At 66.1% G+C, this 12926-nt stretch carries 10 protein-coding genes; 5 read left to right on the forward strand and 5 right to left on the reverse strand.

From position 1 onward, the window contains the following. Window positions 1-82: 82 nt before the first annotated feature. From pilB to coaE, 4 genes are read left to right on the forward strand one after another with little or no spacing between them, the layout of a single operon-like run. Window positions 83-1804 (forward strand): type IV-A pilus assembly ATPase PilB, encoded by a 1722-nt coding sequence (gene pilB / locus JI752_RS05280; protein ID WP_216960195.1) that lies wholly within the window; start codon window positions 83-85, stop codon window positions 1802-1804. 3 nt (window positions 1805-1807) lie between these two features. Further along, a complete protein-coding gene (locus tag JI752_RS05285; protein ID WP_216960198.1) occupies window positions 1808-3067 on the forward strand; it encodes a type II secretion system F family protein in 1260 nt (419 codons plus the stop codon). Window positions 3068-3112: 45 nt separating this feature from the next. Further along, complete coding sequence (locus JI752_RS05290; protein WP_216960201.1) at window positions 3113-3976, forward strand: A24 family peptidase; 864 nt, start codon at window positions 3113-3115, stop codon at window positions 3974-3976. A 55-nt stretch (window positions 3977-4031) separates the two neighbouring features. Continuing rightward, window positions 4032-4649, forward strand: a complete 618-nt coding sequence (gene coaE / locus JI752_RS05295) for a dephospho-CoA kinase (RefSeq protein WP_216960204.1) — start codon at window positions 4032-4034, stop codon at window positions 4647-4649. Window positions 4650-4675: 26 nt separating this feature from the next. Here the strand turns inward: coaE and JI752_RS05300 are convergent, their stop codons facing one another. The 3 genes from JI752_RS05300 to JI752_RS05310 all read right to left on the reverse strand — a co-directional run bounded on the left by JI752_RS05300 (window position 4676) and on the right by JI752_RS05310 (window position 9670). Next, on the reverse strand, window positions 4676-5674 hold the full coding sequence (locus tag JI752_RS05300; RefSeq protein ID WP_216960207.1) for a Nudix family hydrolase: 999 nt from the start codon (window positions 5672-5674) through the stop codon (window positions 4676-4678). Window positions 5675-5749: 75 nt separating this feature from the next. After that, on the reverse strand, window positions 5750-8479 hold the full coding sequence (gene secA, locus JI752_RS05305; protein WP_216960210.1) for a preprotein translocase subunit SecA: 2730 nt from the start codon (window positions 8477-8479) through the stop codon (window positions 5750-5752). Window positions 8480-8746: 267 nt separating this feature from the next. Beyond that, window positions 8747-9670, reverse strand: a complete 924-nt coding sequence (locus JI752_RS05310) for a M23 family metallopeptidase (RefSeq protein WP_216960213.1) — start codon at window positions 9668-9670, stop codon at window positions 8747-8749. Between JI752_RS05310 and JI752_RS05315 the strand changes: the two genes are divergently transcribed. Next, entirely contained in the window at window positions 9669-10124 is a 456-nt protein-coding gene (locus tag JI752_RS05315) for a DUF721 domain-containing protein (protein WP_216960217.1), read from the forward strand. The two genes, JI752_RS05310 and JI752_RS05315, sit on opposite strands and share 2 nt — an antisense overlap. Before the next feature lie 223 nt (window positions 10125-10347). Here the strand turns inward: JI752_RS05315 and lpxC are convergent, their stop codons facing one another. Both lpxC and ftsZ read right to left on the reverse strand, forming a co-directional pair. After that, entirely contained in the window at window positions 10348-11262 is a 915-nt protein-coding gene (lpxC, locus tag JI752_RS05320) for a UDP-3-O-acyl-N-acetylglucosamine deacetylase (protein ID WP_216960220.1), read from the reverse strand. A gap of 260 nt (window positions 11263-11522) precedes the next feature. After that, a complete protein-coding gene (gene ftsZ, locus JI752_RS05325; protein WP_216960223.1) occupies window positions 11523-12743 on the reverse strand; it encodes a cell division protein FtsZ in 1221 nt (406 codons plus the stop codon). Window positions 12744-12926: the final 183 nt, after the last annotated feature.

Here is a 12926-nt window from a genome sequence, read left to right on the forward strand (position 1 = left end):
GACGCGTATTACGTGAAACAGTGCCGGCCCTCAGCAAAGGATTGATGTACATTCCCCAGTGGGGAAGTACCTGGGGGCCACCATGAACGTAGCTGCTACCGCCAACCTGGTGGGGATCACCGGCATTGCCCGGCGCCTGGTCATGGACGGGGCGTTGGACGACAACGCGGCACGGCAGGCGCTCAGCGCCGCTACCGCCGCCAAGCAGCCGATCACCGCCTATCTGGCCGAAAAACGCCTGGTCACGCCGGGCCAACTTGCGGCCGCCAACTCGATCGAGTTCGGCGTGCCGCTGTTCGATGCCACCGTGCTGGACCCGGCGCAGTCGGCGATCAAGCTCGTCAGCGAATCACTGGTACGCAAGCATCAGATCCTGCCGCTGTACAAGCGCGGCAACCGCCTGTTCGTTGGCATCTCGGATCCGACCAACACGCTGGCGCTGGACGAAATCAAGTTCCAGAGCAACCTCGCGATCGAGCCAATCCTGATCGCTGAAGACCAGATCCAGCGCTGCATCGAGAAGTGGCTGGAGGTCAGCGACAACCTCGCCGACACCGTCGGCAACGACGAAGGACTGGAAAACCTCGACATCTCCGGTGGCGATGACATCGCTACCGACAACACCGTCGACGTCAAGACCGACGACACGCCGGTCGTGAAGTTCGTCAACAAGGTGCTGGTGGACGCGATCCGTCGCGGCGCGTCGGACATCCACTTCGAGCCCTACGAAACCGAATACCGCGTTCGCCTGCGCATCGACGGCCTGCTCAAGCAGGTCACCAAGGTGCCGACCAATCTGTCCGGTCGCATCGCCGCACGACTGAAGGTGATGTCGCAGCTCGACATCGCCGAAAAGCGCGTGCCGCAGGACGGCCGCATCAAGCTCAACATCTCCAAGACCAAGCAGGTCGACTTCCGCGTCAGCACGCTGCCCACGCTGTTCGGCGAGAAAGTGGTGCTGCGTATCCTCGACGGCAGCGCGGCCAAGCTCGGCATCGACAAGCTGGGTTACGAGGACGATCAGCGCGCGCTGTACGAACAGGCGCTGGCCAAGCCTTACGGCATGGTGCTCGTCACCGGCCCCACCGGCTCCGGCAAGACGGTGTCGCTGTACACGGGCCTGAACATTCTCAACGAGGAACAGCGCAACATCTCCACCGTCGAAGACCCGGTCGAAATCCGCGTGCCGGGCATCAATCAGGTGCAGATGAACGTCAAGCGCGGCATGACCTTCGCCGCCGCGCTGCGCAGCTTCCTGCGACAGGACCCGGACGTGGTGATGGTCGGCGAAATCCGCGACCTGGAGACGGCGGAGATCGCGGTGAAGGCCGCGCAGACCGGCCACCTCGTGCTCTCCACGCTGCACACCAACGATGCCCCGCAGACCGTCTCGCGCCTGATGAACATGGGCATCGCGCCCTACAACATCACCTCGTCGGTGACGCTGATCATCGCCCAGCGCCTTGCGCGCCGACTGCACGACTGCAAGCAGGAAGTGCATCTGCCGGAGCACGCCCTGCTGGCCGAAGGCTTCACCCACAAGGAAGTCGAAGCGGGCATCAAGATCTACGAGGCGGTCGGCTGCTCCGACTGCACCGAAGGCTACAAGGGCCGCACCGGCATCTACCAGGTCATGCCGATGACCGAAAAGATCCAGGCCATCATCCTGCAGGGCGGCAACGCGCTGGACATCGCCGAAGCCGCCAAGCAGTCCGGCGTGCGTGACCTGCGCATGTCGGCCCTGCTCAAAGTGAAGAACGGCGTCACCAGCCTTGCCGAAATCAACCGCGTAACCAAGGACTAACCCATGTCCGCGACCCGTACCGCCACCAAAACCGCTCCCGCCACACGCCGCCCCAATGCGATGGGTGTCTTCGTCTGGCAGGGCACCGACAAGCGCGGCAAGGTGATGAAGGGCGAGCAGCCGGCGAAGAACGCCAACGCGCTGCGCGCCGAACTCCGCCGCCAGGGCATCACGCCGCGCACGGTCAAGCCCAAGGGCAAGCCACTGCTGGGCGGTGCCGGCCGTCGCATCACCCCGCTCGACATCGCGATCTTCAGCCGCCAGCTGGCAACGATGATGAAGTCGGGTGTGCCGATCGTCGGCGCCATCGAGATCATCGCGAACGGCAACAAGAATCCGCGTATGACGACGATGCTCAACTCGATCCGGTCGGATCTGGAGAGCGGCTCCTCCCTGTACGAATCGCTGAGCAAGCACCCGGTCCAGTTCGACGAGCTCTACCGCAACCTGGTCAAGGCCGGTGAAGGCGCGGGCGTGCTGGAGACCGTGCTCGACACGGTCGCCACGTACAAGGAAAACATCGAAGCCCTGAAGGGCAAGATCAAGAAGGCGATGTTCTACCCCGCCGCGGTGGTCGCGGTGGCGCTGATCGTGTCGTCGATCCTGCTCGTCTTCGTGGTGCCCCAGTTCGAGAGCGTGTTCAAGAGCTTCGGCGCGGACCTGCCAGCGTTCACCAAGATGGTGATCTCGATGAGCGACTTCATGGTCGCTTATTGGTGGCTGGTGCTGATGATCGTTGTGGGCACCATCGTCGCCTTCGTCATGGCGAAGAACCGATCCGTGGCGTTCTCACGCTTCCTCGACCGGATGATTCTGAAGCTGCCAGTAGTGGGCCAGATCCTGCACAACTCCGCCGTCGCCCGCTTCTCGCGCACGCTGGCGGTGACCTTCAAGGCGGGCGTGCCACTGGTGGAGGCACTGGACATCGTCGCCGGCGCGACCGGCAACGTGGTTTACGAAGACGCGGTGCGCAACATCCGCGACGACGTTTCGGTCGGCTACCCGGTCAACATGGCGATGAAGCAGGTCAACGTGTTCCCGCACATGGTCGTGCAGATGACCGCCATCGGTGAAGAAGCCGGTGCGCTGGACACCATGCTGTTCAAGGTCGCCGAGTTCTACGAGCAGGAAGTCAACAACGCGGTGGACGCGCTGTCGAGCCTGCTGGAGCCGATGATCATGGTGTTCCTCGGCGTGGTCGTCGGCGGCATGGTGGTGGCCATGTACCTGCCTATCTTCAAGCTCGGCGCGGTCGTGGGCTGACGCCCCAGGATTCCGTCGGACAGGACTTCGGGCACAATCCCACGCATGGCATTCCTCGATCAAAACCCCGCCATCGGCTATCCGCTGGCGGCCGGACTCGGCCTGCTGGTCGGCAGCTTCCTCAACGTGGTCATCCTGCGCCTGCCCAAGCGGCTGGAGTGGCAGTGGCGGCGCGACAGCCGGGAGGTGCTCGGCGAGCCCGACACCTACGATCCGCCGCCACCGGGCATCGTGGTGGAGCGGTCACACTGCCCGCACTGCAAGCACCAGCTGTCGTGGTACGAGAACATCCCGGTGTTCAGCTACCTCGCGCTGCGCGGAAAGTGCCGCAACTGCAAGGCGCCGATCTCGCCGCAGTACCCGTTGGTGGAAATGCTGACGATGCTGCTGGTGCTGGCCAGCGTGTGGAAGTTCGGCTTCGGCTGGCAGGGATTCGGCGCGATCGTCTTCACCTGTTTCCTGATCGTGCTGTCGGGCATCGACCTGCGCACGCAGTTGCTGCCGGACCAGCTGACGCTGCCATTGATGTGGCTGGGACTCATCGCCGCGTCGGACAACCTGTACTTCCCGGCCAAGCCGGCGTTGCTCGGCGCGGTGGCGGGCTACCTCAGCCTCTGGATCGTGTGGTGGCTGTTCAAGCAGCTCACCGGCAAGGAAGGCATGGGGCACGGCGACTTCAAGCTGCTGGCCGCGATCGGCGCATGGACCGGGCTCAAGGGCATCCTGCCGACCATCCTGCTCTCCTCCGTGGTGGGCGCCGTGGTCGGTTCGATCTGGCTTGCGATGAAGGGCCGTGACCGCGCGACGCCGATCCCCTTCGGCCCGTACCTGGCCATCGCCGGCTGGATCACCTTCTTCTGGGGCAAGGAACTCGTCGGCACGTACATGCAGTACGCCGGCCTGAAGTAGACCGGGCCGTCGCGCGCCGGTTTACCCTAGCGGTTCCGCGGCTGCGTCCTGGTCCATGAGCGAGTTCATCGTCGGCATCACCGGAGGCATCGCCTCCGGGAAGAGTGAAGTCACCCGGCGCTTCGAGGCGCTCGGCATTGCCGTGGCCGACGCCGACCTCGCCTCGCGCATTGCGGTCGCGCCCGGCTCCGACGGGCTTGCGGAAGTGGTCGCCGCGTTCGGCGCCGACGTGCTCGCCGCCGACGGCAGCCTGGACCGTGCCGCCATGCGTCGCCATGTGTTCGGCGACGAGGCCGCACGCCGGCGCCTGGAATCCATCATCCATCCCCGCGTGCGCACCGCCCTGCTCCAGGCGTGCGCCGAGGCGACGGGGACGTACGCGATCGCCGCGATCCCGTTGCTGGCCGAAGGCGGCGGTCGCGAGGCCTACCCGTGGCTGTCGCGCATCCTGGTGGTCGATGTGCCCGTCGATGTGCAGCGCGCGCGGGTCATGGCGCGCGATCACGTCGATGCGGAACTGGCCCAACGGATGATCGCCGCGCAGGCCACGCGCGACCAACGCCTGGCGATCGCCGACGACGTCATCGTCAACGACGGACCGATCGACGCCCTCGCCGCCCACGTCGCCGCACTCGACCGGCGCTACCGCGCGATGGCGAACGCGCACGCCTGAAGCGTCACGCGGGGCGGGACGCGGCCTCAGACCGTCGGCCAGAGCCCGCGTATGGCGGCGATGCCCTGCGCTCCGTTGGCTCGCGCCTCTTCGATGTCGGCCGGGTTCAAGCCGCCGATGGCGTAGATCGGCAGCGAGACGCTCTCGCGCATCGTGGCAAAGCCTTTCCATCCCATGCCCGCGACGCCCGGATGGCTGGGCGTGGGTTTGAGCGTGCCCAGGACCGCGAAATCGCAACCCAATGCCTGTGCGGCCTGCAGATCCTCGATGCCGTGGCAGGACGCGGCCAGCAGCAACCCGGCCGGAAGGGGCCGGGCGGACAGCGCGTGCAGGCGTTCGGCGGGCAGATGCAGGCCGATGCCGAATTCCGCGGCCAGGTCGGCATCACGGCTCACCAGCGCTTCTGCGCCGGCCTGACGGCAAAGCGCAGCGGCGCGCGAGACCAGTGAACGCCAGCGCGTCGCGTCGAGTCCGGGAGCACGCAGTTGGACGCGACGGACGCCGTTCGCCAGCGCCTGCTCCAGTTGCGCCAGCCAGATCTCGTCGCCCTCGCCCGGCGGCGGCGTGACCAGATAGTGCGCCGGCTGCAGCAGCGCGGCGACCACGGGACGGTCGGCGGGCGGCATCGAATAGCTGGGAAGTTTCTGCGGCGGCACCCAGACCAGCGCCTGGCCCTCGCGGCCTCGTGCATGACCTCGCCATGCGGCGATGTTGCGCACATCCAGGCGCAGGCGTTTGTCGGGATAGCGCTGCGGCACGTTGATCAGCGCGGTGCCGATCTCGACCTCGATGCCGAGCTCCTCGTGCAGCTCACGCGCCAGTGCGTCCTCGGCGGATTCCCCGGGCTCGTGCTTGCCGCCGGGAAACTCCCACAAGCCGGCCAGGTCACGGCCTTCGGTGCGACGGGCGAGCAACACACGACCGCGCGCATCGCGGATGACGCCGGCGACGACTTCCACCTGGCGCAGCGAACCGACCGGCGATGGCGCCGACAGCGGATGCGGGTGGGGCGCCTGGATGCTCATCGGGAAACCAGGGCGTTCAGACCCTGCGACCTACCCTCCCCCGCGTACGGGAGAGGGCGTCTGGAGCGGCTGCCGTCAGGCGATCTGCCCATGGCAGTGCTTGTACTTCTTGCCGCTGCCGCAGGGGCAGGGATCGTTGCGGCCGACGTTGGCGAACACGTCGCCACCGCCCGCGGCACGCGCCTGCGCGGCTTCTTCATCGGCGCCGTAACCGCCCACATCGGCGTGCTGGAACTGCATCTGCCGCGCCTGCGCTTCCGCAGCCGCGCGCTCCTGCGCTTCCATTGCGGCGATCTCTTCCTCGCTGCGGATGCGCACGCGCGCCAGCAGGGCGACGACCTCGCGCTTCACCTTCTCCAGCATTTCGGAGAACAGCTCGAAGGCTTCCTTCTTGTATTCCTGCTTCGGCTGCTTCTGCGCGTAACCGCGCAGGTGGATGCCCTGACGCAGGTAATCCATGCGCGCCAGGTGCTCCTTCCAGTTCTGGTCGAGCACGTTGAGCATGATGTGCTTCTCGAGCAGGCGCATGGTCTCGCCACCGAGCTGCGTCTCGCGCTGGCCGAAGTGCTTCTCGACCTCTTCCTGCACCAGGCGCTCGATGGTCTCCGCGTCGAGCTCGTCGCGCTGCTTCGCGATCCCGACCAGGTCCATCTGCACGCCGAATTCCTCCTCCAGCGTGGACTGCAGGCCCGGCAGGTCCCACTGCTCGTCGATGGAGTTCAGCGGCACGAAGCGCGCGACCGTGTCGGCGACGACGTCGCCGCGGATGCCTTCCACGTTGTCCTGCACGCTCTCGGCTTCCAGCAGCTCATCGCGCTGGGAGTAGATGACCTTGCGCTGGTCGTTGTTGACGTCGTCGAAGTCCAGCAGGTTCTTGCGGATGTCGAAGTTGTGGGCCTCGACCTTGCGCTGCGCGTTGGCGATCTGCTTGGTCACCAGCGGGCTTTCGATGATGTCGTCTTCCTTCAGGCCCATGCGCGCCATCACGCGCTGCACCCAGTCGGCCGCGAAGATGCGCATCAGGTTGTCTTCGAGCGACAGGTAGAAGCGCGAGGAGCCCGGGTCGCCCTGGCGACCGGCGCGGCCGCGCAGCTGGTTGTCGATGCGGCGGCTCTCGTGGCGCTCGGTCCCGACGATGTGCAGGCCGCCGGCGGCCTTGACCGCTTCGTGGCGCGCCTGCCATTCGGATTTCAGGCGGGCCTTGGTGACTTCGTCGATCTCGCCGCCGTTCTTGGCTTCGAGTTCGGAGACTTCGTTCTCCAGCGAACCGCCCAGCACGATGTCGGTACCGCGACCGGCCATGTTGGTGGCGATGGTGATCGCACCCGGACGGCCCGCCTGCGCGACGATCTGCGCTTCGCGCTCGTGCTGCTTGGCGTTGAGCACTTCGTGGTGGATGCCGGCATCGCGCAGCTGCTGGCTGAGCATTTCCGACACTTCGATCGAGGTCGTGCCGACCAGCACCGGCTGCTTGCGCGCGTTGGCGTCCTTGATCTCGTTCAGCACCGCGCGGTACTTGCCGTTGCGGTTGAGGAACACCGCGTCCGGATGGTCCTTCCGCTGCACCGGCCTGTTGGGCGGAATCACGATGACTTCCAGGCCGTAGATGGTCTGGAACTCGTAGGCTTCCGTATCGGCCGTACCGGTCATGCCGGACAGCTTCTTGTACATGCGGAACAGGTTCTGGAAGGTGATGCTCGCCAGCGTCTGGTTCTCACGCTGGACCGGCACGCCTTCCTTCGCTTCCACCGCCTGGTGCAGGCCGTCCGACCAGCGGCGGCCCGGCAGCGTGCGGCCGGTGAATTCGTCGACGATCACGACTTCGCCATCGCGGACGATGTAGTCCACGTCGCGCTGGTAGATCGCATGCGCGCGCATGGCGGCATTGAGGTGATGGACCACGCTCAGGTTCTGCGCGCCGTACAGCGCGTCGTCGTCGCCCTGCAGGATGCCCGCCTGGCGCAGCAGGCTCTCGGCGAGTTCCTGGCCGGCTTCGGACAGGTGCACCTGCTTGCTCTTCTCGTCGACCCAGTAGTCGCCTTCGCTGTCTTCCGTCGCCTGGCGGGTGAGCTGCGGAACGAGGCGGTTGACCTTGATGTACAGCTCCGGCGACTCGTCGGCCGGGCCGGAAATGATCAGCGGCGTGCGCGCCTCGTCGATCAGGATCGAGTCGACTTCGTCGACGATCGCGTAATGCAGGCCGCGCTGGAAGCGGTCTTCCTTCGACAGCGCCATGTTGTCGCGCAGGTAGTCGAAGCCGAATTCGTTGTTGGTGCCGTAGGTGATGTCCGCGCCATAGGCCGCGTGCTTGTCGCCGTGCGGCATGCCCGGGTAGACGACGCCGACCGACAGGCCCAGCCAGTTGTACAGGCGGCCCATCCAGGCCGAGTCGCGGCGGGCCAGGTAGTCGTTCACGGTGACGACGTGGACGCCCTTGCCTTCCAGCGCGTTGAGGTAGACCGGCAGGGTCGCCACCAGGGTCTTGCCCTCGCCCGTGCGCATCTCGGCGATCTTGCCCAGGTGCAGGACCATGCCGCCGATCAGCTGGACGTCGTAATGGCGCATGCCGAGCACGCGCTTGGACGCCTCGCGGCAGACGGCGAAGGCTTCAGGGAGGATCTTGTCCAGCGATTCGCCGTCGGCGATGCGCTTCTGGAATTCCGGAGTCTTGGCCTGCAGCTCCTCGTCGGAGAGCTTCTGCATCTCCCCTTCGAGGGCGTTGATCTTGAGGACGGATCGTTGCAGTTGGCGCAGCAGGCGTTCGTTGCGGCTGCCAAAGACACGGGTAAGCAGGCTGTTGAACATGGAGTACTGGGGTCCGGGAAGCGGAACAGGGAAACCGGCGGGCAGGACGCATTCAGAGTCCGCGTCCGCCGATGAGTTCCCCGAAGGAAGTCTGGTCGGCTCAAACGAAATCGGGGCGCCGCGCGCCCCGATCGTATCGAGCCTGAACTGTGGCCACGCCGATTGTAGCGTGGGGACACCGGCCCGTGCTTGCAAGGCGCGGCTGACCGGCCATGGCGCGATCCGCGACCGCCTTCGCAACCCGCCTTGGGGCGGGTCGCGGCGACCTCAGCCGTTGATCTCCATCTTCAGCGGCGACTGCTGGCTGAGAAACTTGCGCGGATTCACGACGCGGCCGTCTTCCCACACCTCGAAGTGGACGTGGGCGCCGGTCGAACGGCCCGTGGAGCCGGCCTTGGCGATCTCCTGCCCAGCCCGGACCAGTTCGCCGACCTTGCGGGTCAGACGCGAGTTGTGGGCGTAGCGGGTGACGTAGCCGTTGCCGTGATCGACCTCGATGACGTTGCCATAGCCCGAGCGCACGCCCGAGTAGCTGACCACGCCGTCGGCGACGGACAGCACCGGGTCGCCCACGTTGGCCTTGAAGTCGATGCCCTTGTGGTTGGCATGGCCGCCGCTGAAGGGGTCGGCGCGGCCGCCGAAGCCGGAGGTGATGTAGCTGTTGGCGATCGGCTCGCGGCCCGGCACGGCGTTCATGTCGAGCTGGCGGTTGAACAGCAGCGATTCCAGCACGGAGAGCTGCTCGCCCGACGCCTTGAACTGAGCGCCCAGCGTGGCCATGCCGTCGTCGAGCTCGGTCTTGGTCATGTCGCGGACCGGGCCGACGCCGCCGACGCCGACCGGCTTGTCGAAATCGAACTCGCCGTCCTGCAGCTGACCGATGCGGGTCAGGCGTTCGCCCAGGGCATTGAGGCGGTTGGCCTCGGCCTGCAGCTCGCCCATGCGGGCGGCCAGGGCGTTGATCTCTCGCTGCGCGTCGCGACGGGTTACCGCTATCAGCGCTTCCTGCTTCTCTGCCTTGCTGCGCAGCATGGCGTTGTCGGCCAGGCTGACGCCGGCCCCCAGCGCCGTGCCCGTGCCCAGCAGGAGCGCGATCGCGAGGCCCGGGCGCTGTGCGCCCCAGTGGCCGGCGCTCGCAAGCCAATGCGACAGGTGCGTGCGGGATTTGTTTACGATGGTCGAATAAGTCATGTCTAGTTCTGATTCCAAGCCCAGGTCGCCCAAAGGCCACCCTTCGACTCCGCGAAATGCGCTGGATGCGCTCCTCGCCGAGCCCGCTGGCGGTCCGGTGCGTCGTGCCATGTGGCTTGACGAACTGGACCAACGGTTTCGCCCACTCCTGCCGCCTTCTTTGGCCGCGCATGCGCGACTGGCCAATTACGAACGCGGCCGGCTCGTGTTTGTCGTCGATGCCCCGGTGTGGCGAGCCAAGATGCGGCTCGCTGCCCCTGAACTGCTCGACGCGGCCCGTTCCATCGGGCTGGATGCGGCTGAACTCATCGTCAAAACGACAACGCCGGTGACTGCCTCCCCGCAATCTGGCCGGAACGCCAAACCCATCTCTGCGGCTGCACTGCAAGCTCTGCAGGCAGCCTTGGAATCACTGAAGGACCCGGACTCCTCCGGCTCCAGCGACCCGACCTGAGCTCACGTCGACTTTGGCAGGGTTATTGCCGCGGACGCCGATACGCCAGGGTCGGGGGCATGCTAAAGGCCTAACCCTTTGAACTTGTTAAAGGGTTGGAAACATTTCGGAAGAAAAACGTAAAAAATACGTTAATGCGTCACGCGAAGTTCACGTCTGTGACGTCCGGCCAATTCATGAAACCGATTGCGGCGCCTTTCGCGGACCGCCCACGTGCCCCGCCTCAGACCGTGGCGGGGATCCCGTAGGTGACGGGAGCCTCTTTGACGTCGGCCTGCGTGAACGTGACTTCGTCCCAGGCTGAACGTTCGGCAAGCAGCGCGCGCACGAGCTTGTTGTTGAGCGCGTGGCCCGACTTGTAGCCCACATAGGCGCCGATGACCGGGTGACCGGCCAGATACAGGTCGCCCACGGCGTCGAGGATCTTGTGGCGCACGAACTCGTCGGCGTAACGCAGCCCGTCCTCGTTGAGGACGCGGAACTCGTCCAGCACGATCGCGTTGTCCATCGAGCCACCCAGGCCGAGATTGCGGTCGCGCATGTACTCCAGGTCGCGCATGAACCCGAACGTGCGGGCGCGGCTGACTTCCTGGATGTAGTTGGCGGTGGAGAACTCCACTACGGCCCGCGATTGCGACGCCGGGATGGCCGGATGGTCGAACTGCACGGTGAAATCCAGGCGGAAGCCGTCGTAAGGCTCGAAGCGGGCGACCTTGTCGCCGTCGCGCACTTCCACCGGGTGCTTGATGCGGATGAAGCGCTTGGGCGCCTCCTGCTCCTGGATGCCGGCGGACTGCAGCAGGAACACGAATGGGCCAGAGGAACCGTCCATGATCGGCACTTCGGCCGCGGACAGCTCCACATATAGATTGTCGACGCCCAGGCCGGCCAGGGCCGACAGCAGGTGTTCGACGGTCTGGATCTTGGCCGGGCCGCAGGTCAGGCCGGTGCACAGCGTGGTCTCGGTGACCAGTTCGGCGCTGGCGGGCACTTCAATCACCGGCTCCAGGTCCACGCGACGGAACACGATGCCGGTATCGACCGGCGCCGGACGCAGGGTGAGAAAGACCTTCTCGCCACTGTGCAGGCCCACGCCGGTGGCGCGGATCACATTCTTGAGGGTGCGCTGGCGCAGCATCGCAAGGGACCTATCGGGGGACGGCGTCTTCTTAGGTGAGTCCGACAGCAGGCGGATGCAAATGGTTCTCGCCTGAACGGGCCGGCAAGAATAGCACCGCAGGCCCTGAACCATGACGGAAACAAGTCACGAACCGGGACAGCAAGACGGCCGGCCGGACCCGCTAGAGCGGACCGGCCGGCCCCTGCCCCACGAGGGGCCAGAAAGGACGACGGACGACTAAGGCCCTCCCCCATCACTGGGGGAGGACCGGGTGAAACTCAGTCCGCCTGCCTGCGCAGGAACGCCGGAATGTCCAGATAGCTGCTGTCGCTGCCGAAATCGGCGACGGCCGGGGCCGCCGGCTCCACGCTGCGGCTGCCGGCGCTTCCGCGCAGGCTGGTGCCGAAGCTCGGACGGGCGGTCGGCATCTCGTCCATGGCCGAGAACTCCGGCTGCCCGGTCGTGGCGTTGCGAACCAGCGTGATCGGGGCCCGATGGGCCTCGCGCTCGTTGCCGCGCACGGACTGGCGGGCGACCGCACGGTTCAGGCCCGTGGCAACCACCGTGACCTTCACCTCGTCCTGCATGTCCGGATCCAGCACGGTGCCGATGACGACGGTCGCGTCTTCGGACGCGAAGTTCTCGATGGTGCGACCGACTTCGTCGAACTCGGCCATCGTGAAGTCCGGACCGGCGGTGATGTTGACCAGGATGCCGTTGGCGCCGGACAGGTTCACGTCGTCCAGCAGCGGGTTCTGGATCGCCGCTTCGGCCGCGGCCTGCGCACGATCGTCGCCGCGAGCCGCGCCGGTGCCCATCATCGCCAGGCCCATCTCGCTCATCACGGTGCGCACGTCGGCGAAGTCGACGTTGATCAGGCCCGGACGCACGATCAGATCGGCGATGCCCTGCACGGCGCCGAGCAGCACGTCGTTGGCGGCGCGGAACGCCTGGATCATCGTGGCGTTGCGGCCCAGCACGGTGATCAGCTTTTCATTCGGGATGGTGATCAGTGAGTCGCAGTGGTGGCTCAGTTCCTCGATGCCCTTCAGCGCGACCTGCATGCGACGACGGCCTTCGAACGGGAACGGCTTGGTCACCACGGCCACGGTCAGGATGCCCATCTCCTTGGCCAGCTGCGCCACGACCGGAGCCGCGCCCGTGCCGGTGCCGCCGCCCATGCCCGCGGTGATGAACACCATGTCGGCGCCGGTGAGGGCGTCCATGATGCGCTCACGGTCTTCCAGCGCAGCCTGACGGCCGACTTCCGGATTCGCGCCCGCACCCAGGCCCTTGGTGACGTTGCTGCCCAGCTGCAGCTGCAGCTTCGCGCCGCAGTTCTTGATGGCCTGCGAGTCGGTGTTGGCGGTGATGAACTCCACGCCGTCGACGTTGCCGCTGACCATGTGCGCCACGGCGTTGCCGCCGCCGCCACCCACGCCGATGACCTTGATCACCGCATTCGGGGCCATTTTTTCAACCAGTTCGAAATGTGCCATGTCGTCGTCCTCGTTATGTAGTGCTAGTTATGTGGTGTGTCTTTCGAATCGATGGTGTTGCCGAACCGCAAGTACCGCTTCGCCTTCGCCTCGCCTGCCCGCGTGATCCGGCTTGCCTCTCCGGACCGGGAACCGGCGTCGGCCCTTGCCGCGTCGATTCCATGAAACCTGTGGCGCGTTCGA

The sequence above is a fragment of the Lysobacter sp. MMG2 genome (assembly GCF_016735495.2).
GTDB lineage: Bacteria > Pseudomonadota > Gammaproteobacteria > Xanthomonadales > Xanthomonadaceae > Lysobacter_J.